We start from the raw sequence: 20428 nt of genomic DNA, 5'->3' as shown, positions 1-20428 counted from the left end.
GCTATTTTTTCTTATCCAGCTCCCAGTTATTGATGTCATCTGCGGTTCCTGCTTCACCGTCTTCGCCGCTGGCGATCAGATCGTAGATCCCATGCTCGCCGGGACTGACCAGAATATATTCATTTCCCCAGGGATCGGTTGGTAGGCGTTTGATATAGCCTTCGGGGTTATAGTTTGCCGGGATTGGGCTGCTGGTGGGGATGGTAACCAGCGCTGATAAACCCTGTTCCGTGGTGGGATAACGATGGTTATCCAGCTTGTACATATCCAGAGCCCCTTCCAGCGCCACAATGTCGCTGACCGCTTTTTGCTTGTCTGCTCGTGCTTTGTTGCCCATGAGGTTAGGCACGACCAGACTTGCGAGGACGCCAAGTATGACGATAACGACCATAAGCTCGAGCAGGGTGAAACCGCGCTGGTGATTCCGTGTGGTATGCATCATGTTTTTCCTTAACTGACCAGTGAGTTGAGTTGGAGTATGGGCTGCAGAACGGCGACAACGATAAACAGCACGACTCCAGCCATGGTGATGATGAGTGCTGGTTCAAAAAGAGCCAGCGTGAGCGACATTCTGTTTTGCAGCAGGTTGTCCTGGTTGTCAGCGGCCCGCGCCATGAGTTCGCTGAGTTGCCCGCTTTTTTCACCTGTAGCGATCATGTACAGCATGACGGGCGGCAGAAGATCGCAGCTCTCCAGCGCCGTATGAAAACTGCTGCCTTGAGTCACACGTTCGGCAGCCTGTGACAAACGCTGTCGTACTTCAAGATTGCTGATCCCTTCCAGGGCAATGTGCATGGCGTCAAGAAGCGGCACGCCGCTGCATTGCAGAATGCTGAGCGTTCGCAGGTATCGTGCGCCGTTGATGGCCCTTAGCAGCTCGCGTGATGGGCGCCGTTGCAACATTTGACGATGGAAATGGTGGCGGTTGTTCGCGCGCTTCAGCCAGAATCTGAATGCGGTGGCGACGGTAATCCCCGCCAGCAGAAGCCACGGCCCCCATACCTGCAGGCCATCGCTTATCGCGAGCAGAATTCGGGTGGTCGCGGGAAGCTGTTGCTTCATGTGGATAAACTGCTCTGTGACCTTCGGTACCACAGTCGTTAGTAGAATAATCACCACACTGATGGCAACCGTACTGAGCATGATCGGGTAGATCAGTGCCTGAGTCAGCTTAGCCCGGATCTGCTGGCGAATTTCGTTGTAGTCGGCCAACTGCTCCAGCACGCTTCCGAGTTGCCCCGACTTTTCGCCAGCTTTGACGAGGGTGCGATAAACCGGATCGAACAGCCGTGGCCAGGATTGCAGTGCATCGGCCAGCGAATAGCCTGCGAGGATTTTTTCACGGATCTGTTCCAGAATATGCCGAAGCCCGGCATGCTGGCTCTGGCGGGCGATCACCGCTAATACCTCTTCCAGCGGCAGCGCCGCAGCGGTAAGGGTGGCGAGCTGCCGGGTCAGCATGGCCAGGTCCGCTTTGCTGACGGATGGCCGCCGGGAGAATGCCAGCCCACGAGCCGCTTGCTTTTCGTTAATATGTTGGAGAAATAGCCCGCGTTCGCGCAGCAACTCGCGCGCTTGCCTGGCGCTTTCAGCTTCGATTACGCCGTGCTTACGTTTGCCCCTGCTATCCAGGGCCTGCCAGCTAAAATTCATCGCTAAGCTTCCTTTACGTTATGCTGTGCTGTCACACGAATTACTTCCTCAAGCGATGTGTCGCCGTTAAGGACGCGGAGAAGGCCGTTTTGCAGCAGCGTTTTGCTGCTCTGGCGAAAGGCATTTTCGATATCCTGCTCGCTGGCGTTGTCGTGAATAGCCACCCGAAGCGGTCTATCGATCAGCATCAGCTCGTGGATTGCCAGCCGCCCCTGATAGCCGGAGTGATGGCATGATGCACATCCCTGCGCTGTCCATACGGCACTGGGAAGCGGACTGACATCATGGAAAAAGCTGGCCTGGTGTTCTGCCAGCGGCGCCAGCTTCCGGCAGTGAGGACACAGACGGCGGACCAGGCGCTGAGCGAGCACGCCAATCAGCGATGAAGAGAGCAAAAATGGCTCAACCGCCATATCGCGCAAACGCGTAATGGCACCTGCCGCGCTGTTGGTGTGCAGAGTGGATAACACCAGGTGCCCCGTCAGCGAGGCCTGAACGGCGATTTGTGCCGTTTCGTTATCGCGAATTTCGCCCACCATGACGACATCCGGATCCTGACGAAGAATCGCACGCAGACCTCTGGCGAACGACATATCCACGCGAGGATTGACCTGTGTTTGCCCAATGCCATCCAGCTCGTACTCTACCGGATCTTCCACGGTCAGGATGTTACGCCCAGGGGTGTTGAGCGCGGAGAGCATGGCATATAGCGTGGTACTTTTGCCGGAACCCGTTGGCCCGGTAACCAGAATGATGCCGTGTGGCTGATGAATAACCTGCTCAAGCCGTTCGGCATCCTGCTCTGAGAGTCCAAGTTTGTCGACCGAGAGCGTCAGGTTGTTTTTATCCAGCAAGCGCAGCACCGCTCTCTCTCCGTGTCGGGAAGGAAGTGTGGAAACGCGCACATCGATATTACGGCGTCCAAGACGTAGCGTAATACGTCCATCCTGCGGCAGTCGTTTTTCAGCAATATCCAGCTTCGCCATCACTTTGATACGCGAAATCAGTAAGGGGGCGAGCTTGCGACCGGGTTGAAGCACCTGGCGCAAAACACCGTCGGTACGAAAACGGATACTGAGCGTCTTTTCGAAGGTTTCGATATGTATATCGGAAGCTCCCTCTTTGACCGCTTCGCTCAGAATTGCGTTAATCAGGCGGATGACGGGGGCACTTTCGTCATCTGACAGCAGATCGGCGTTTTCCGGGATCTCCTCAGTCAGGGTAATGAGATCGATGTCGAGATCCATATCCTGCGCGATTTGCTGCGACTCTTCTCCGGCTTGATGGAAAGCCTGTTCCAGGTATTCCTCAAATGCAGCAGTGGTCAGGGTGACAAGGCGCGTTGCGGTCGGATAGACACGAAGCGCTTCCAGCACCGACTCCAGCGGCGTGTCATCGCGGTTGATAACGGCATCTTCATGAACCCAGATGCCCATCTTTTGTGCCTGCGCCCAGCCAATGCGCGGCGTCGGTGTAGGGCTTGCATTATCCATACTGGCTTTCCTTAGCCTTTAAACGGGTTGCGTGGCGAGATCGCGGGTTTCTCCGCCTTATGGAAATTAAGCTCTTCCAGTTGTGGCTCTTCATCAACGCTGATAAGCCCTGGGTTTTTTTTGTCCAGACGCTGTTTCTGCGTTGCCCGGAAGCTGGAGTACTTCTCAGACGACAGCGAACGGTAGACATCGTCATCACGAATAATGGTCGGGCGAATGAATACCATCAGGTTACGCTTGGATTTGTCCGTGGAGGTATAGCGGAAAAGCTGGCCTACCAGAGGGATATCGCCAAGCAGGGGAACTTTGGAAACCTGTTCTTTGGTTGAGTCATCGATTAAGCCGCCCAGCACGACCGTTTCACCGCTTTTCACCAGTAGGGCGTTCTGAATGGTGCGAGTATTAAAGGTTGGGCCGAGGGTCGATGAGCTTCCGCTGGAGTTATCCACGCTGGAAACTTCCTGTTCTATCTCCATCAATACCGCATCACCTTCGTTGATTTGCGGGGTAACCTTCAGCTTGGTACCGACTGTTTTACGTTCTACTGTGTTAAAGACATTATCGCCGGACGTCGTCTGCGATCCTGAGAGAACAGGAACGTCTTGCCCGACATTGAAAGATGCCTCTTTATTGTCGAGGGTGACGATACTTGGCGTAGAGAGAATGTCGTTTTTGCTGTCTGATGAGAGGGCGGTGAGCAACATGCCCCAGTTCCCGTCAAAGAAGCCGGCGGCAAGGCCGTTGAAATTGCTCAACGCGTTGTAAACCGGGTTGTCAGAAGAGAGGTCGCCAGACGTCTTGTATTGCTTTGAACCAACAGCCGCGTTAAACACGGGCAGATTGGTGCCAGTGAACTGCTGCATTCCGACATTTTTATTGATCCACTGGACGCCAAGGTTCATTCCTTTGCCATCTTGTACTTCTACAATAATGGCCTCAACAAGCACCTGCGCGCGGCGAATATCGAGCCGGGCGATGACCTGCTCCAGTTGCGACATGACGCTCTGGCTTGCGGTGATCACCAGAGAGTTGGTCTGTTCATCTGCGGTAATGGACTGCTCGGGATTACTGCTGCCTGAATTCTTACCGGAACTTTTGCCTGTCTGGCCCTCATCCATTTTTTCCGATACGCCATTCAACACTTCGACCAGCTTATCGGCTTTAGCGTATTTCAGATAGAATACGCGAGTATTCCCTTGATTTTGCTGCTTTTTATCGAGGCTGGTAATCAGGTTGACCATGCGCTGACGAACATGTTGTGGCCCGCTCAGAATCAGCGAGTTGGTACGTTTATCGGCCACGACTTTGGGAATCAGCCACTGCGTGGGTTTATCCCGGGTCTCTTCCTGAATGAGGCCGCTTAATACCTCAGCAAGATCGGTCGCTGACGCATACTGTAACGGAACAATTTGACGCTGTTGTTCTCCCATAACGTCGACTCGACGTACCACTTCGAGCAGGCGATTTACCAGGGACGCTTTGCCGGTCAGCATCAGGGCGTTTGCTGCTTCATAATGCACAACGTTGCCTACCGTGCTGCCTTCGGTCATCTGCCGTAGCAGGGGGGCGAGATCTCTTGCCGGGACATGCTGAAGCGTGACCACGCGAGTGACTATTTCGTCACCTTTGCCTGGGCGAGAGTTGTCGCCAGGCATTCCCGGTGCGTTCTTTATTGTTTGGGAGCGCACCACCTTCAGGAACCCGTTATCCATTGTTGTAACGGAATAACCGTATATATCCAATACGCTTAGGAAAAACTGATAGTAGCCTGCATCATCAAAATCGTCGTAGCTACGTACGGAGATCGTACCCTGAACGGAGGGGTCAATGAGAATCGTTTTGCCGATATTCTGGCTGACCGTATCAATAAACTCGCGGATATCCGCGTCCTTGAAGTTCGCTGAGTAGCGTTCGGTAAAAGCAACCGACGGTGTCAACAGTGCCGCAAAAGCCAGGCTATAGACCAGTTTTTTAGGAGAATACATTTTGCTATTTAACATCCATGTTGGAGATGAAGTCCTGGATAGAGACCTTCACCAGTTGTTGTTGTCCATTACGAAGGACGGTAAATTCTGCTGTACGTAATTGATCCATTTCGGTCAGGGCAGCATCAACACTTTGCTTATCCTGCAATAAGTGATTGTTCATCTTTATAGCGACATCTGCTGGTATTAATCCGGACTTGCGGAATGTCGTAGGAGCCACATTATTATGTAGACGAATACCAGTTATATTATTATTTTCATCTTGAATGATTGATGGTTTTATATATTTACCTAATGTATCTATTTCTGCAATTACTAATTTTGGAATGGCGCCGATTGTCGCTCCATTTTTGGAGGTAGGTAATTCCAGCACCAGCGTTTGCAATGAACCTCCGTTGTTCAGAATTACCTGAGTGGGGTGGATTTGTGCAACCCGCAGCTCAGGGTATTCTTCAATTGCAGCATTAACTGCATAGTTTTTTTGTCCTTTAGTACTCCTGATAATCGCGCGTGAACGCTTGCTGTCTTTGCTGTACGTGATACCTGTCACCGTTAAATCAACGTTTGATGAGACCGGCGCAATGACAGGCGCTGGCGCATCGCTTGCCAGAGGCAGGGCTGCTGGGATATTCGCTAAAGGTAAGGCTATCTCGTTGGTATAGGTAGTGCTTGTGGCAGCATGATCCTGATGCAAAAACGACACCAGCATCAAAATAGCATACCCCATCAATATAATACTGACGATGGTCATTAGTCCATATGATGCTCTTATACGATATTCAGTTATTAATGTATTTAGTTTATCTAACACAATATTGTAGTTCATCTTAATAGGGTCAGTAATAATAGAATATCACGATATTATCAGTCTTGTGATTGATCAAGGTAATTGGTATCGTATTTTTCATACAAATTTTAGGGAGTAAACAAAAAGACTTTTGCTTCCGATATTTAACATGAAAAGGATTTTAATTCATTATGTTAATTATTACCGTAACATATCTGGCAATGCATTATGCCTATTTTTAACGTTATAGAAAATTATCTGGCCCAGCAACTGGCACCAGCAACGGCCGCCGTCCTGACGGGGAAGCAAGGGTGTGGTAAGTCGCAAATAGCAAAATACGTTGCTGAGGGGTTTGAAGGCCATGTGTTGCATGTCGTTGTTCACTACGGTCAGCAACTGCTGGTGGTTAATTGTGCCGGAAGCCCGTGTTTTGATTCGGGTGAACAGACTGCGATTCCTGATTTCTGGGCGTGGTTCCTGGCGAAAACAGTGTCCGGTAACGCACCCTGGTTGATTCTTATCGATAATGCGCATCTACTTCGTTGCGCTACCACGTTCGTCAGCACTTTTTATCAGTTGGCAGAAGCTGGTGAGCGCTCCCTTAGCTTGCTGCTGGTGGGGCAACCGTTCACCGCAGAACGTAAAGAGATGCGACGTTTGTGCCCTGTGTGGGTGGACGTTCCTGCGGGCGTCGTTCCGGCAGGAGACGAAGCGCAGGAAGTACAGCTAGCGCTGCGCCCTGTAATTTCCAGGGCGGTCAATCCTCTCAGGCGGTTGAATGTGCTGCGTCGAACACTGAACAATATTGAGGAATCCAATGATGCGGTGATAGGTAAAGCGCTACATCGACTGGCACCTACACGCGGACGCTTTCTGCTATTGGGAATGGGATATGCGGTTCTGGCTGGCGTGCTGGGATGGATGATGCCTTCTAATTTATCCGCGCACTTACCCATGCCGTGGCAGGAAAAAAAGGTTGAGGTTGTTCAAGCTCCACAGCCTAAAATCACTGACCGGCCATCGGGTGAGCGTAGCGGCATGCAGGGGCTAATTTCAACATGGGGCTATGACGTTGCGCCAGAAATGGCATGGTGCGATCGTATCGAAGCAGCCAATCTACGTTGTCAGAGTTCAACGGGAACACTATCCGATTTAACGCGTCAGGCTCTGCCCTGGATGGCATCACTGCAGGTTGATTCGCGTAATAAAATGTATGCGGTGGTGATGCGGGTCGGTGATAATTCGCTCGATCTGCTGGTCAATCAGCAATTGTGGGTGGTCAACCGCAAGTGGTTTGAGCATGTCTGGAAGGGGCAATACACCTTAATTGTCAAAACTGCTCCCGGGGGAGAACAGAAGATAACGGCGAAGAGTACCACGGAACAGATTATGTGGCTTGACGGCTCGCTAAGCAAGGTACTGAATGTTCCAACCATCCAGGCAACAAGCTGGAAGCCGATGCTGACGGAAAAGGTGAAGCTATTTCAGAAACAGCAAAATCTACCGACAGACGGCATTGCAGGAAAAACGACGCTAATACGGCTATTCCAGGCTCTGGGCGAAAGCCCGCGACTGCAGGTGGGCGAGCAACCGGAAGGGACAACATCGTGATGAATTTCTACCTGAATCTGAATAAAGTTCCGCAGGAATTTGCCATGCAGCTGGCACCGCCCGTAAAGTGGGGAAGGCGCGTAGCGGTATTTTGTCTCTGGGTAATATGGTTTGTTTCCTTCTATATAGGGGGAAACTATGCTCGTAGCATCTGGTTCCACTATGTTAAGCCCGTAAAGACCGAGGTTGTAGAACAACCGGTGGTCCCGGATGCCGCACTCTCATCACAAAAGTACGTGTTCCGCAAAAATCCATTACCTGCGCCGGAAATCGTCAATGAAGCTGATGACAACATTCCGGAAGCAGAACAAGAGATTCCAGCAACGGAGTATACGGATGAGGAGAGCGACGACGGCAATGCGGTGCCAGTGGATGACGATTTACGTCAACGGGTTCGTGAGGCTCTGGGAAATATTCCGTAGTAGGGCAGAATACGCCCACGTTTTGAACGTCACCACTTGCATCTGAAAATGCAATCCGTATAATACGCAGGCCGCTAATCTGGCGGCTGGTTCGATATGAACCTGGGCAACAAATGATCGTTGCCTGACAATGCCCCCAATTGGGGGGCTACGTAAGAACGGTTACACTCTCCCATCAATCGTAATGGGTGTGAGGAGTAATCATTTTCGTTTATAAAATAATTGGAGCTCTGGTCTCATGCAGAACCAAAGAATCCGTATCCGCCTGAAAGCGTTCGATCACCGTCTGATCGATCAATCAACCGCGGAAATCGTCGAGACTGCTAAGCGCACTGGTGCGCAAGTCCGTGGTCCGATCCCGCTGCCGACCCGCAAAGAGCGCTTCACCGTTCTGATCTCCCCGCACGTCAACAAAGACGCGCGCGACCAGTACGAAATCCGCACTCACAAGCGTCTGGTTGACATCGTTGAGCCAACTGAGAAAACCGTTGATGCTCTGATGCGTCTGGATCTGGCTGCCGGTGTAGACGTGCAGATCAGCCTGGGTTAATCAGGTCATCGAGCGATTGAGAGGTTGAAACAATGATTGGTTTAGTCGGTAAAAAAGTGGGTATGACCCGCATCTTCACTGAAGATGGTGTCTCTATCCCAGTAACCGTAATCGAAGTTGAAGCAAACCGCGTTACTCAGGTTAAAGATCTGGCTAACGATGGCTACCGTGCAATCCAGGTTACCACCGGTGCTAAAAAAGCTAACCGTGTAACCAAGCCGGAAGCTGGTCACTTCGCTAAAGCTGGCGTTGAAGCTGGCCGTGGTCTGTGGGAATTCCGTCTTGCTGAAGGCGAAGAGTTCACCGTAGGTCAAAACATTAGCGTTGAGCTGTTTGCTGAAGTTAAAAAAGTTGACGTAACTGGCACCTCTAAAGGTAAAGGTTTCGCTGGTACCGTTAAGCGCTGGAACTTCCGTACCCAGGACGCGACTCACGGTAACTCCTTGTCTCACCGCGTTCCGGGTTCTATCGGTCAGAACCAGACTCCGGGCAAAGTATTCAAAGGCAAGAAAATGGCAGGTCAGCTGGGTAACGAACGTGTCACCGTTCAGAGCCTGGACGTAGTACGTGTTGACACTGAGCGCAACCTGCTGCTGGTTAAAGGTGCTGTCCCGGGTGCAACCGGTAGCGACCTGATCGTTAAACCAGCTGTGAAGGCGTGAGGAGATAGCAATGGAATTAGTATTGAAAGACGCGCAGAGCGCGCTGACTGTTTCCGAAACTACCTTCGGTCGTGATTTCAACGAAGCGCTGGTACACCAGGTTGTTGTTGCTTATGCAGCTGGTGCTCGTCAGGGTACTCGTGCTCAGAAGACCCGTGCTGAAGTAACTGGTTCCGGTAAAAAGCCGTGGCGTCAGAAAGGCACCGGCCGTGCGCGTTCAGGTTCTATTAAGAGCCCGATCTGGCGTTCTGGTGGCGTGACCTTCGCTGCGCGTCCGCAGGACCACAGTCAAAAAGTTAACAAAAAGATGTACCGCGGCGCGCTGAAAAGCATTCTGTCCGAGCTGGTACGTCAGGATCGTCTGATCGTTGTCGAGAAGTTCTCTGTTGAAGCGCCGAAAACTAAGCTGCTGGCACAGAAACTGAAAGACATGGCTCTGGAAGATGTGCTGATCATCACCGGTGAGCTGGACGAGAACCTGTTCCTGGCTGCGCGCAACCTGCACAAGGTTGACGTACGCGATGCAACTGGTATCGACCCGGTTAGCCTGATCGCCTTCGACAAAGTCGTAATGACTGCTGATGCTGTTAAGCAAGTTGAGGAGATGCTGGCATGATTCGTGAAGAACGTCTGCTGAAGGTGCTGCGCGCACCGCACGTTTCTGAAAAAGCGTCTACTGCGATGGAAAAAACAAACACCATCGTTCTCAAAGTTGCTAAAGACGCGACTAAAGCAGAAATCAAAGCTGCTGTGCAGAAACTGTTTGAAGTCAAAGTTGATACCGTACGTACCCTGGTTGTTAAAGGCAAGGTGAAACGTCACGGACAGCGTATCGGTCGTCGTAGCGACTGGAAAAAAGCTTACGTCACCCTGGAAGAAGGCCAGAATCTGGACTTCGTTGGCGGCGCTGAGTAAGTCGGAGGAGTAATACAATGGCAGTTGTTAAATGTAAACCGACATCACCGGGTCGTCGCCACGTCGTTAAAGTGGTAAACCCTGAGCTGCACAAGGGCAAACCTTTTGCTCCGCTGCTGGAAAAAAACAGCAAATCCGGTGGTCGTAACAACAATGGCCGTATCACCACTCGTCATATCGGTGGTGGCCACAAGCAGGCATACCGTATTGTTGACTTCAAACGCAACAAAGATGGTATCCCGGCAGTTGTTGAACGTCTTGAGTACGATCCGAACCGTTCCGCGAACATCGCGCTGGTTCTGTACAAAGACGGCGAACGCCGTTACATCCTGGCCCCTAAAGGCCTGAAAGCGGGCGACCAGATTCAGTCTGGCGTTGATGCTGCAATCAAAGCGGGTAACACCCTGCCGATGCGCAATATCCCGGTTGGTTCTACCGTTCATAACGTAGAAATGAAACCAGGTAAAGGCGGTCAGCTGGCGCGTTCTGCTGGTACTTACGTTCAGATCGTTGCACGTGATGGTGCTTATGTCACCCTGCGTCTGCGTTCTGGTGAAATGCGTAAAGTCGAAGCAGACTGCCGCGCAACCCTGGGCGAAGTTGGCAATGCTGAGCATATGCTGCGCGTTCTGGGTAAAGCAGGTGCTGCACGTTGGCGTGGTGTTCGTCCTACCGTTCGCGGTACTGCGATGAACCCGGTCGACCACCCACATGGTGGTGGTGAAGGTCGTAACTTTGGTAAGCACCCGGTAACTCCGTGGGGCGTTCAGACCAAAGGTAAGAAGACCCGCAGCAACAAGCGTACTGATAAATTCATCGTACGTCGCCGTAGCAAATAATATTAGAGGATAAGCCATGCCACGTTCTCTCAAGAAAGGTCCTTTTATTGACCTGCACTTGCTGAAGAAGGTAGAGAAAGCGGTGGAAAGCGGAGACAAGAAGCCCCTGCGCACTTGGTCCCGTCGTTCAACGATCTTTCCAAACATGATCGGTTTGACCATCGCTGTCCATAATGGTCGTCAGCACGTTCCGGTATTTGTTTCCGACGAAATGGTCGGTCACAAACTGGGTGAATTCGCACCGACTCGTACTTATCGCGGCCATGCTGCTGATAAAAAAGCGAAGAAGAAATAAGGTAGGAGGAAGAGATGGAAACTTTAGCTCAACATCGCCATGCTCGTTCTTCTGCTCAGAAGGTTCGCCTTGTTGCTGACCTGATTCGCGGTAAGAAAGTGTCGCAGGCCCTGGATATTCTGACCTACACCAATAAGAAAGCGGCTGTACTGGTCAAGAAAGTTCTGGAATCTGCCATTGCTAACGCTGAACACAACGATGGCGCTGACATTGACGATCTGAAAGTTGCGAAAATTTTCGTAGACGAAGGCCCGAGCATGAAGCGCATTATGCCGCGTGCAAAAGGTCGTGCAGATCGCATCCTGAAGCGCACCAGCCACATCACTGTGGTTGTGTCCGATCGCTGAGACTCTGGAGACTAGCAATGGGTCAGAAAGTACATCCTAATGGTATTCGCCTGGGTATTGTCAAACCTTGGAACTCTACCTGGTTCGCGAACACCAAAGAATTCGCTGACAACCTGGACAGCGATTTTAAAGTACGTCAGTACCTGACAAAGGAACTGGCAAAAGCGTCCGTATCTCGTATCGTTATCGAGCGTCCGGCTAAGAGCATCCGTGTGACTATTCACACTGCTCGTCCGGGTATCGTTATCGGTAAGAAAGGTGAAGACGTAGAAAAACTGCGCAAGGTCGTAGCGGATATCGCTGGCGTTCCTGCACAGATCAATATCGCCGAAGTTCGTAAACCTGAACTGGACGCAAAACTGGTTGCTGACAGCATCACTTCTCAGCTGGAACGTCGTGTTATGTTCCGTCGTGCGATGAAGCGTGCTGTACAGAACGCCATGCGTCTGGGCGCTAAAGGTATCAAAGTTGAAGTTAGCGGCCGTCTGGGCGGCGCGGAAATCGCACGTACCGAATGGTACCGTGAAGGTCGCGTACCGCTGCACACTCTGCGTGCTGACATTGACTACAACACCTCTGAAGCGCACACCACTTACGGTGTAATCGGCGTTAAAGTGTGGATCTTCAAAGGTGAGATCCTGGGTGGTATGGCTGCTGTTGAACAACCGGAAAAACCGGCTGCGCAACCTAAAAAGCAGCAGCGTAAAGGCCGTAAATAAGGAGCGTCGCTGATGTTACAACCAAAGCGTACAAAATTCCGTAAAGTGCACAAAGGCCGCAACCGTGGTCTGGCGCAAGGTACGGATGTTAGCTTCGGCACTTTCGGTCTGAAAGCTGTTGGCCGTGGTCGTCTGACTGCACGTCAGATCGAAGCAGCACGTCGTGCAATGACCCGTGCAGTGAAGCGTCAAGGTAAGATCTGGATCCGTGTATTCCCGGACAAACCGATCACTGAGAAGCCGCTGGAAGTTCGTATGGGTAAAGGTAAAGGTAACGTGGAGTATTGGGTTGCCTTGATTCAGCCGGGTAAAGTCCTGTATGAAATGGACGGCGTACCGGAAGAGCTGGCCCGTGAAGCATTCGGCCTGGCAGCAGCGAAACTGCCGATCAAAACCACCTTTGTAACTAAGACGGTGATGTAATGAAAGCAAAAGAGCTGCGTGAAAAAAGCGTTGAAGAGCTGAACACTGAGCTGCTGAACCTGCTGCGCGAGCAGTTCAATCTGCGCATGCAGGCTGCAAGTGGCCAGCTGCAACAGACTCACCTGCTGAAACAGGTTCGTCGTGATGTTGCACGCGTTAAGACTTTACTGACTGAGAAGGCGGGTGCGTAATGACCGATAAAATCCGTACTCTGCAAGGTCGCGTTGTGAGTGACAAAATGGAGAAATCCATTGTTGTTGCCATCGAGCGTTTTGTGAAACACCCGATCTACGGTAAATTCATCAAACGTACGACCAAACTGCACGTACATGACGAGAACAACGAAAGCGGTATCGGTGACGTGGTTGAAATCCGCGAATGCCGTCCGTTGTCCAAGACTAAGTCCTGGACTCTGGTTCGCGTTGTAGAGAAAGCGGTTCTGTAATACAGTACGCAATCTCGATACGGATAAACGGCTCAGCGATGAGCCGTTTATTTTTTCTACCCTTATCCTGAGAGCGGTGTTATAATGCTGCGCCCTCGATATGGGGCTTTTTTAACGACCCTAATTTTGGGGTCTCAGTAGTAGTTGACATTAGCGGAGCACTGAAATGATCCAAGAACAGACTATGCTGAACGTCGCCGACAACTCCGGTGCGCGTCGCGTAATGTGTATCAAGGTTCTGGGTGGCTCGCACCGTCGCTACGCAGGCGTAGGCGACATCATCAAGATCACCATCAAAGAAGCAATTCCGCGTGGTAAGGTCAAAAAAGGTGATGTGCTGAAGGCGGTAGTGGTGCGCACCAAGAAGGGTGTTCGTCGCCCTGACGGTTCTGTCGTTCGCTTCGATGGCAATGCTTGTGTTCTTCTGAACAACAACAGCGAGCAGCCTATCGGTACGCGTATTTTTGGGCCGGTAACTCGTGAACTTCGTTCTGAGAAGTTTATGAAAATCATCTCTCTGGCACCAGAAGTACTCTAAGGAGCGAATCATGGCAGCGAAAATCCGTCGTGATGACGAAGTTATCGTGTTAACCGGTAAAGATAAAGGTAAGCGCGGTAAAGTTAAGAATGTTCTGTCTTCCGGCAAGATCATTGTTGAAGGTATCAACCTGGTTAAGAAACATCAGAAGCCGGTTCCGGCCCTGAACCAACCGGGTGGCATCGTTGAAAAAGAAGCTGCTATTCAGGTTTCTAACGTTGCAATCTTCAATACGGCAACCGGCAAGGCTGACCGTGTAGGCTTTAGATTCGAAGACGGTAAAAAAGTCCGTTTCTTCAAGTCTAATAGCGAAACTATCAAGTAATTTGGAGTAGTACGATGGCGAAACTGCATGATTACTACAAAGACGAAGTAGTTAAGAAACTCATGACTGAGTTTAACTACAATTCTGTCATGCAAGTCCCTCGGGTCGAGAAGATCACCCTGAACATGGGTGTTGGTGAAGCGATCGCTGACAAGAAACTGCTGGATAACGCAGCAGCTGACCTGGCAGCAATCTCCGGTCAAAAACCGCTGATCACCAAAGCACGCAAATCTGTTGCAGGCTTCAAAATCCGTCAGGGCTATCCGATCGGCTGTAAAGTAACTCTGCGTGGCGAACGCATGTGGGAGTTCTTTGAGCGCCTGATCACTATTGCTGTACCGCGTATTCGTGACTTCCGTGGCCTGTCCGCGAAGTCTTTCGATGGTCGTGGTAACTACAGCATGGGTGTCCGTGAGCAGATCATCTTCCCAGAAATCGACTATGACAAAGTCGACCGCGTTCGTGGTTTGGATATCACCATTACCACTACTGCGACTTCTGACGAAGAAGGCCGTGCTCTGCTGGCTGCCTTTGACTTCCCGTTCCGCAAGTAAGGTAGGGTTACTGAATGGCTAAGCAATCAATGAAAGCACGCGAAGTAAAACGCGTAGCTTTAGCTGATAAATACTTCGCGAAACGCGCTGAACTGAAAGCGATCATCTCTGATGTGAACGCTTCCGACGAAGATCGTTGGAACGCAGTTCTCAAGCTGCAGACTCTGCCGCGTGATTCCAGCCCGTCTCGTCAGCGTAACCGCTGCCGTCAAACAGGTCGTCCGCATGGTTTCCTGCGGAAGTTCGGGTTGAGCCGTATTAAGGTCCGTGAAGCCGCTATGCGCGGTGAAATCCCGGGTCTGAAAAAGGCTAGCTGGTAATTGTCACCAATTGAATCACGGGAGTAAAGACAGATGAGCATGCAAGATCCGATCGCGGATATGCTGACCCGTATCCGTAACGGTCAGGCCGCGAACAAAGCTGCGGTCACCATGCCTTCCTCCAAGCTGAAAGTGGCAATTGCCAACGTGCTGAAGGAAGAAGGTTTTATCGAAGATTTTAAAGTTGAAGGCGACACCAAGCCGGAACTGGAAGTGACTCTTAAGTACTTCCAGGGGAAAGCTGTTGTAGAAAGCATTCAGCGTGTCAGCCGCCCAGGTCTGCGCATCTATAAGAAAAAAGATGAGCTGCCGAAAGTTATGGCGGGTCTGGGTATCGCGGTTGTTTCTACCTCTAAAGGTGTTATGACTGATCGTGCAGCGCGCCAGGCTGGTCTTGGTGGCGAAATTATCTGCTACGTAGCCTAATCGGAGGAAAAAATGTCTCGTGTTGCTAAAGCACCGGTCGTTGTTCCTGCCGGCGTTGATGTAAAAATCAACGGTCAGGTTATTACGATCAAAGGTAAAAACGGCGAGCTGACTCGTACTCTCAACGATGCTGTTGAAGTTAAACATGCAGATAATGCACTGACCTTCGGTCCGCGTGATGGTTTCGCAGACGGTTGGGCTCAGGCTGGTACCGCGCGTGCCCTGCTGAACTCAATGGTTGTCGGTGTTACCGAAGGCTTCACTAAGAAGCTGCAGCTGGTTGGTGTAGGTTATCGTGCAGCGGTCAAAGGCAATGTTGTTAACCTGGCTCTGGGTTTCTCCCATCCTGTTGACCATCAACTGCCGGCCGGCATCACTGCAGAATGTCCGTCTCAGACTGAAATCGTGCTGAAAGGCGCTGATAAACAGCTGATCGGCCAGGTTGCAGCAGATCTGCGCGCCTACCGTCGTCCTGAGCCTTACAAAGGCAAGGGTGTTCGTTACGCCGACGAAGTCGTGCGTACCAAAGAGGCTAAGAAGAAGTAAGGTAACACTATGGATAAGAAATCTGCTCGTATCCGTCGTGCGACCCGCGCACGCCGCAAGCTCCAGGAGCTGGGTGCAACTCGCCTGGTGGTACATCGTACCCCGCGTCACATTTACGCACAGGTCATTGCATCGAATGGTTCTGAAGTTCTGGTAGCTGCTTCTACTGTAGAAAAAGCTATCGCTGAACAACTGAAGTACACCGGTAACAAAGACGCTGCAGCAGCTGTGGGTAAAGCTGTCGCTGAACGCGCTCTGGAAAAAGGGATCAAAGATGTTTCCTTTGACCGTTCCGGGTTCCAATATCATGGTCGTGTCCAGGCACTGGCAGATGCTGCCCGTGAAGCTGGCCTTCAGTTCTAAGGTAGAGGTGTAAGATGGCTCACATCGAAAAACAAGCTGGCGAACTGCAGGAAAAGCTGATCGCGGTAAACCGCGTATCTAAAACCGTTAAAGGTGGTCGTATTTTCTCCTTCACAGCTCTGACTGTTGTTGGTGATGGTAACGGTCGCGTTGGTTTTGGTTACGGTAAAGCACGCGAAGTTCCGGCAGCGATCCAGAAAGCGATGGAAAAAGCCCGTCGCAATATGATTAACGTCGCGCTGAACCACGGCACCCTGCAGCACCCGGTTAAGGGTACTCACACGGGTTCTCGTGTATTCATGCAGCCGGCTTCCGAAGGTACCGGTATCATCGCCGGTGGTGCAATGCGCGCCGTTCTGGAAGTCGCTGGAGTTCGTAACGTTCTGGCTAAAGCGTATGGTTCCACTAACCCGATTAACGTGGTTCGTGCAACTATCGATGGTCTGGAAAATATGAAGTCTCCAGAAATGGTCGCTGCCAAGCGTGGTAAATCCGTTGAAGAAATTCTGGGGTAATTGACCATGGCAAAGACTATTAAAATCACTCAAACCCGCAGTGCAATCGGTCGTCTGCCGAAACACAAGGCAACGCTGCTTGGCCTGGGTCTGCGTCGTATTGGTCATACTGTAGAACGTGAGGATACTCCTGCCGTTCGTGGTATGGTCAACGCGGTTTCCTTCATGGTTAAAGTTGAGGAGTAAGAGATGCGTTTAAATACTCTGTCTCCGGCCGAAGGCTCCAAAAAGGCGGGTAAACGCCTGGGTCGTGGTATCGGTTCTGGCCTCGGTAAAACCGGTGGTCGTGGTCACAAAGGTCAGAAGTCTCGTTCTGGCGGTGGCGTACGTCGCGGTTTCGAGGGCGGTCAGATGCCTCTGTACCGTCGTCTGCCGAAATTCGGTTTCACTTCACGTAAAGCAATGATTACGGCAGAAGTTCGTCTGTCTGATCTGGCTAAAGTAGAAGGCGACGTAGTTGACCTGAACACGCTGAAAGCGGCTAACATTATCGGTATCCAGATCGAGTTCGCGAAAGTGATCCTGGCTGGTGAAGTATCTCGTCCGGTAACTGTTCGTGGCTTGCGTGTTACTAAAGGTGCTCGTGCTGCTATCGAAGCTGCTGGCGGTAAAATTGAGGAATAAGTAGCAGATGGCTAAGCAACCGGGATTAGATTTTCAAAGTGCCAAAGGCGGTTTCGGCGAACTGAAACGCAGACTATTGTTTGTTATCGGTGCGCTGATTGTGTTCCGAATTGGCTCTTTTATTCCGATCCCTGGTATCGATGCCGCTGTACTTGCCAAACTGCTTGAGCAACAGCGAGGCACCATCATTGAAATGTTCAACATGTTCTCTGGTGGTGCTCTCAGCCGTGCTTCTATCTTTGCTCTGGGTATCATGCCGTATATTTCGGCATCTATTATTATCCAGCTGCTGACGGTGGTTCACCCAACGCTGGCAGAAATTAAGAAAGAAGGGGAGTCTGGTCGTCGTAAGATCAGCCAGTACACCCGTTACGGTACTCTGGTGCTGGCGATATTCCAGTCGATCGGTATTGCTACCGGTCTGCCGAATATGCCTGGTATGCAGGGCCTGGTTATTAATCCAGGCTTTGCATTCTATTTCACCGCTGTTGTCAGTCTGGTCACAGGAACCATGTTCCTGATGTGGCTCGGCGAACAGATTACTGAACGAGGTATCGGTAACGGTATTTCGATCATCATCTTCGCCGGTATTGTTGCGGGACTTCCGCCAGCCATCGCCCATACTATCGAGCAAGCGCGTCAAGGCGACCTGCACTTCCTCCTGTTGCTGTTGGTTGCAGTATTAGTATTTGCAGTGACCTTCTTTGTTGTCTTCGTTGAACGTGGTCAACGCCGCATTGTGGTGAACTACGCTAAGCGTCAACAAGGACGTCGTGTCTATGCTGCACAGAGCACACATTTGCCGCTGAAAGTGAATATGGCGGGGGTAATCCCGGCAATCTTCGCTTCCAGTATTATTCTGTTCCCGGCAACCATCGCGTCATGGTTCGGGGGCGGTACTGGTTGGAACTGGCTGACAACAATTTCGCTGTATTTGCAGCCTGGGCAACCGCTTTATGTGTTACTCTATGCGTCTGCAATCATCTTCTTCTGTTTCTTCTACACGGCGTTGGTCTTCAACCCGCGAGAAACAGCAGATAACCTGAAGAAGTCCGGTGCATTTGTACCAGGAATTCGTCCGGGAGAGCAAACGGCGAAGTATATCGATAAAGTAATGACTCGTCTGACTCTGATCGGTGCGTTGTATATTACTTTTATCTGCCTGATCCCGGAGTTCATGCGTGATGCAATGAAAGTGCCGTTCTACTTTGGTGGGACCTCGCTGCTTATCGTTGTTGTCGTGATTATGGACTTTATGGCTCAAGTGCAAACTCTGATGATGTCCAGTCAGTATGAGTCTGCATTGAAGAAGGCGAACCTGAAAGGCTACGGCCGTTAATTGGTCGCCCGAGAAGTTACGGAGAGTAAAAATGAAAGTTCGTGCTTCCGTCAAGAAATTATGCCGTAACTGCAAAATCGTTAAGCGTGATGGTGTCATCCGTGTGATTTGCAGTGCCGAGCCGAAACATAAACAGCGCCAAGGCTGATTTATTTCGCATATTTTTCTTGCAAAGTTGGGTTGAGCTGGCTAGATTAGCCAGCCAATCTTTTGTATGTCTGTGCGTTTCCATTTGAGTATCCTGAAAACGGGCTTTTCAGCATGGAACGTGCAATTCAAATAATAGGAGTGCATAGTGGCCCGTATAGCAGGCATTAACATTCCTGATCACAAACATACCGTAATCGCTTTAACTGCAATTTTCGGTATCGGCAAGACCCGTTCTAAGGCCATTTGTGCCTCAGCGGGAATCGCTGAACATGTTAAGATCAGTGAGCTGTCTGAAGAACAGATCGATACGTTGCGCGACGAAGTAGGTAAATTCGTCGTTGAAGGTGATCTGCGTCGTGAAATCACCCTGAGCATCAAGCGTCTGATGGACCTTGGTTGCTACCGTGGTTTGCGTCATCGTCGTGGTCTCCCGGTTCGCGGTCAGCGTACCAAGACCAACGCACGTACCCGTAAGGGTCCGCGCAAACCGATCAAGAAATAATCGGGGTGATTGAATAATGGCAAAGGCACCAATTCGTGCACGTAAGCGTGTAAGAAAACAAGTCTCTGACGGCGTGGCTCATATCCATGCTTCTTTCAACAACACCATCGTTACTATTACTGATCGTCAGGGTAACGCTTTGGGTTGGGCAACAGCCGGTGGTTCCGGTTTCCGTGGTTCACGCAAATCCACTCCGTTCGCAGCTCAGGTTGCAGCAGAGCGTTGCGCTGAAGCCGTAAAAGAATACGGCATCAAGAATCTGGAAGTTATGGTCAAGGGACCGGGTCCGGGTCGCGAATCTACTATTCGTGCTCTGAACGCCGCTGGTTTCCGCATCACTAATATTACTGATGTGACTCCGATCCCTCACAACGGTTGTCGTCCGCCGAAAAAACGTCGCGTATAACGCGGTCGTTTTCTAGGATTGTTGGAGAAAGAAAATGGCAAGATATTTGGGTCCTAAGCTCAAGCTGAGCCGTCGCGAGGGCACAGACCTCTTCCTGAAGTCTGGCGTTCGCGCGATCGATACCAAGTGTAAAATTGAACAAGCTCCTGGCCAGCACGGTGCGCGTAAACCGCGTCTGTCTGACTATGGTGTGCAGTTGCGTGAAAAGCAAAAAGTTCGCCGTATCTACGGTGTGCTGGAGCGTCAGTTCCGTAACTATTATAAAGAAGCAGCACGTCTGAAAGGCAACACCGGTGAAAACCTGTTGGCTCTGCTGGAAGGTCGTCTGGACAACGTTGTATACCGTATGGGCTTCGGCGCCACTCGTGCAGAAGCACGCCAGCTGGTTAGCCACAAGGCTATCATGGTAAACGGTCGTGTTGTTAACATCGCTTCTTATCAGGTTAAAGCGAATGACGTTGTTAGCATTCGTGAGAAAGCGAAAAAGCAGTCTCGCGTGAAAGCCGCTCTGGAGCTGGCTGAGCAGCGTGAAAAGCCAACCTGGCTGGAAGTTGATGCTGGCAAGATGGAAGGTACGTTCAAGCGTCAGCCGGAACGTTCTGATCTGTCTGCGGACATTAACGAACACCTGATCGTCGAGCTTTACTCCAAGTAAAGCTTAGTACCAAAGAGAG

The 20428-nt window shown here is 51.0% G+C and carries 33 protein-coding genes; 28 read left to right on the top strand and 5 right to left on the bottom strand.

The window, feature by feature from the left end:
- Window position 1: 1 nt before the first annotated feature.
- Genes gspG through GTGU_RS14945 form a run of 5 tightly spaced genes read right to left on the bottom strand, consistent with a single transcriptional unit; the run spans window position 2 to window position 5882 of the window.
- Window positions 2-439 carry a type II secretion system major pseudopilin GspG gene (gene gspG / locus GTGU_RS14965; RefSeq protein WP_051857364.1) on the bottom strand — a complete coding sequence of 146 codons (438 nt, stop codon included), beginning with the start codon at window positions 437-439 and terminating at the stop codon, window positions 2-4.
- Between the two features lie 11 nt (window positions 440-450).
- Window positions 451-1653 (bottom strand): type II secretion system inner membrane protein GspF, encoded by a 1203-nt coding sequence (gene gspF / locus GTGU_RS14960; RefSeq protein WP_038158539.1) that lies wholly within the window; start codon window positions 1651-1653, stop codon window positions 451-453.
- A gap of 2 nt (window positions 1654-1655) precedes the next feature.
- Window positions 1656-3146: a type II secretion system ATPase GspE gene (gene gspE / locus GTGU_RS14955; protein WP_038158538.1), complete on the bottom strand. Its 1491-nt coding sequence runs from the start codon at window positions 3144-3146 to the stop codon at window positions 1656-1658.
- Between the two features lie 11 nt (window positions 3147-3157).
- Window positions 3158-5131, bottom strand: a complete 1974-nt coding sequence (gspD, locus tag GTGU_RS14950; protein WP_038158537.1) for a type II secretion system secretin GspD — start codon at window positions 5129-5131, stop codon at window positions 3158-3160.
- A gap of 4 nt (window positions 5132-5135) precedes the next feature.
- Entirely contained in the window at window positions 5136-5882 is a 747-nt protein-coding gene (locus tag GTGU_RS14945; RefSeq protein ID WP_038158536.1) for a type II secretion system protein N, read from the bottom strand.
- A 264-nt stretch (window positions 5883-6146) separates the two neighbouring features.
- Between GTGU_RS14945 and GTGU_RS14940 the strand changes: the two genes are divergently transcribed.
- The 28 genes from GTGU_RS14940 (at window position 6147) to rpsD (ending at window position 20409) form a co-directional block, all read left to right on the top strand.
- Complete coding sequence (locus GTGU_RS14940; RefSeq protein ID WP_038158535.1) at window positions 6147-7529, top strand: peptidoglycan-binding protein; 1383 nt, start codon at window positions 6147-6149, stop codon at window positions 7527-7529.
- Window positions 7526-7951 (top strand): hypothetical protein, encoded by a 426-nt coding sequence (locus GTGU_RS14935; protein WP_156964186.1) that lies wholly within the window; start codon window positions 7526-7528, stop codon window positions 7949-7951. Before GTGU_RS14940 ends, GTGU_RS14935 begins: the two co-directional genes overlap by 4 nt.
- Before the next feature lie 238 nt (window positions 7952-8189).
- Entirely contained in the window at window positions 8190-8501 is a 312-nt protein-coding gene (gene rpsJ / locus GTGU_RS14930; protein WP_001181005.1) for a 30S ribosomal protein S10, read from the top strand.
- A gap of 32 nt (window positions 8502-8533) precedes the next feature.
- A complete protein-coding gene (gene rplC / locus GTGU_RS14925; protein WP_038158533.1) occupies window positions 8534-9163 on the top strand; it encodes a 50S ribosomal protein L3 in 630 nt (209 codons plus the stop codon).
- Between the two features lie 10 nt (window positions 9164-9173).
- Window positions 9174-9779: a 50S ribosomal protein L4 gene (rplD, locus tag GTGU_RS14920; protein ID WP_000424395.1), complete on the top strand. Its 606-nt coding sequence runs from the start codon at window positions 9174-9176 to the stop codon at window positions 9777-9779.
- Entirely contained in the window at window positions 9776-10078 is a 303-nt protein-coding gene (rplW, locus tag GTGU_RS14915; protein ID WP_038158532.1) for a 50S ribosomal protein L23, read from the top strand. The genes rplD and rplW overlap by 4 nt, the downstream gene beginning before the upstream one ends.
- A 17-nt stretch (window positions 10079-10095) precedes the next feature.
- Window positions 10096-10917, top strand: coding sequence for a 50S ribosomal protein L2 (rplB, locus tag GTGU_RS14910; RefSeq protein ID WP_000301859.1), 822 nt, complete (start codon window positions 10096-10098; stop codon window positions 10915-10917).
- 16 nt (window positions 10918-10933) lie between these two features.
- Complete coding sequence (rpsS, locus tag GTGU_RS14905) at window positions 10934-11212, top strand: 30S ribosomal protein S19 (protein WP_001138115.1); 279 nt, start codon at window positions 10934-10936, stop codon at window positions 11210-11212.
- Window positions 11213-11226: 14 nt separating this feature from the next.
- Window positions 11227-11559 (top strand): 50S ribosomal protein L22, encoded by a 333-nt coding sequence (gene rplV, locus GTGU_RS14900; protein ID WP_002919773.1) that lies wholly within the window; start codon window positions 11227-11229, stop codon window positions 11557-11559.
- A gap of 17 nt (window positions 11560-11576) precedes the next feature.
- Entirely contained in the window at window positions 11577-12278 is a 702-nt protein-coding gene (gene rpsC, locus GTGU_RS25440; protein WP_000529945.1) for a 30S ribosomal protein S3, read from the top strand.
- A gap of 12 nt (window positions 12279-12290) precedes the next feature.
- Window positions 12291-12701, top strand: coding sequence for a 50S ribosomal protein L16 (rplP, locus tag GTGU_RS25435; RefSeq protein ID WP_002919759.1), 411 nt, complete (start codon window positions 12291-12293; stop codon window positions 12699-12701).
- Entirely contained in the window at window positions 12701-12892 is a 192-nt protein-coding gene (gene rpmC / locus GTGU_RS14885) for a 50S ribosomal protein L29 (protein ID WP_004388609.1), read from the top strand. Before rplP ends, rpmC begins: the two co-directional genes overlap by 1 nt.
- Window positions 12892-13146, top strand: coding sequence for a 30S ribosomal protein S17 (gene rpsQ / locus GTGU_RS14880; RefSeq protein ID WP_024549501.1), 255 nt, complete (start codon window positions 12892-12894; stop codon window positions 13144-13146). The genes rpmC and rpsQ overlap by 1 nt, the downstream gene beginning before the upstream one ends.
- Before the next feature lie 166 nt (window positions 13147-13312).
- Complete coding sequence (gene rplN, locus GTGU_RS14875) at window positions 13313-13684, top strand: 50S ribosomal protein L14 (RefSeq protein ID WP_004388611.1); 372 nt, start codon at window positions 13313-13315, stop codon at window positions 13682-13684.
- A 10-nt stretch (window positions 13685-13694) separates the two neighbouring features.
- Window positions 13695-14009 carry a 50S ribosomal protein L24 gene (gene rplX / locus GTGU_RS14870; protein ID WP_038158520.1) on the top strand — a complete coding sequence of 105 codons (315 nt, stop codon included), beginning with the start codon at window positions 13695-13697 and terminating at the stop codon, window positions 14007-14009.
- Between the two features lie 14 nt (window positions 14010-14023).
- Window positions 14024-14563: a 50S ribosomal protein L5 gene (gene rplE / locus GTGU_RS14865; RefSeq protein ID WP_038158518.1), complete on the top strand. Its 540-nt coding sequence runs from the start codon at window positions 14024-14026 to the stop codon at window positions 14561-14563.
- 14 nt (window positions 14564-14577) lie between these two features.
- A complete protein-coding gene (gene rpsN, locus GTGU_RS25430) occupies window positions 14578-14883 on the top strand; it encodes a 30S ribosomal protein S14 (RefSeq protein WP_001118930.1) in 306 nt (101 codons plus the stop codon).
- 33 nt (window positions 14884-14916) lie between these two features.
- The gene (gene rpsH / locus GTGU_RS25425; protein ID WP_038158514.1) at window positions 14917-15309 is read left to right on the top strand and encodes a 30S ribosomal protein S8; all 393 of its coding nucleotides are present in this window, start codon (window positions 14917-14919) and stop codon (window positions 15307-15309) included.
- 12 nt (window positions 15310-15321) lie between these two features.
- Window positions 15322-15855 (top strand): 50S ribosomal protein L6, encoded by a 534-nt coding sequence (gene rplF, locus GTGU_RS25420; RefSeq protein WP_038158512.1) that lies wholly within the window; start codon window positions 15322-15324, stop codon window positions 15853-15855.
- A 9-nt stretch (window positions 15856-15864) separates the two neighbouring features.
- The gene (gene rplR / locus GTGU_RS25415) at window positions 15865-16218 is read left to right on the top strand and encodes a 50S ribosomal protein L18 (protein WP_038158510.1); all 354 of its coding nucleotides are present in this window, start codon (window positions 15865-15867) and stop codon (window positions 16216-16218) included.
- A 14-nt stretch (window positions 16219-16232) separates the two neighbouring features.
- Window positions 16233-16733 (top strand): 30S ribosomal protein S5, encoded by a 501-nt coding sequence (rpsE, locus tag GTGU_RS14840; protein ID WP_002445361.1) that lies wholly within the window; start codon window positions 16233-16235, stop codon window positions 16731-16733.
- A 6-nt stretch (window positions 16734-16739) separates the two neighbouring features.
- Window positions 16740-16919, top strand: a complete 180-nt coding sequence (gene rpmD, locus GTGU_RS25410) for a 50S ribosomal protein L30 (RefSeq protein WP_001140434.1) — start codon at window positions 16740-16742, stop codon at window positions 16917-16919.
- 3 nt (window positions 16920-16922) lie between these two features.
- A complete protein-coding gene (gene rplO, locus GTGU_RS14830; protein WP_038158505.1) occupies window positions 16923-17357 on the top strand; it encodes a 50S ribosomal protein L15 in 435 nt (144 codons plus the stop codon).
- A gap of 7 nt (window positions 17358-17364) precedes the next feature.
- Window positions 17365-18696: a preprotein translocase subunit SecY gene (secY, locus tag GTGU_RS14825; RefSeq protein WP_038158504.1), complete on the top strand. Its 1332-nt coding sequence runs from the start codon at window positions 17365-17367 to the stop codon at window positions 18694-18696.
- Between the two features lie 31 nt (window positions 18697-18727).
- Window positions 18728-18844, top strand: a complete 117-nt coding sequence (gene rpmJ / locus GTGU_RS24805; protein WP_000868187.1) for a 50S ribosomal protein L36 — start codon at window positions 18728-18730, stop codon at window positions 18842-18844.
- A 147-nt stretch (window positions 18845-18991) separates the two neighbouring features.
- Window positions 18992-19348 (top strand): 30S ribosomal protein S13, encoded by a 357-nt coding sequence (gene rpsM, locus GTGU_RS14820; protein ID WP_038158502.1) that lies wholly within the window; start codon window positions 18992-18994, stop codon window positions 19346-19348.
- 16 nt (window positions 19349-19364) lie between these two features.
- Window positions 19365-19754 (top strand): 30S ribosomal protein S11, encoded by a 390-nt coding sequence (gene rpsK, locus GTGU_RS14815; RefSeq protein WP_002919257.1) that lies wholly within the window; start codon window positions 19365-19367, stop codon window positions 19752-19754.
- Window positions 19755-19788: 34 nt separating this feature from the next.
- Window positions 19789-20409 carry a 30S ribosomal protein S4 gene (rpsD, locus tag GTGU_RS14810; protein ID WP_038158499.1) on the top strand — a complete coding sequence of 207 codons (621 nt, stop codon included), beginning with the start codon at window positions 19789-19791 and terminating at the stop codon, window positions 20407-20409.
- Window positions 20410-20428 lie beyond the last annotated feature (19 nt).

This window comes from Trabulsiella guamensis ATCC 49490, from assembly GCF_000734965.1.
Classification (GTDB): Bacteria; Pseudomonadota; Gammaproteobacteria; order Enterobacterales; family Enterobacteriaceae; genus Trabulsiella; species Trabulsiella guamensis.
The sequence above is the reverse complement of the archived record's forward strand: the minus strand, read 5'-3'. Positions and strand labels throughout refer to the sequence as shown.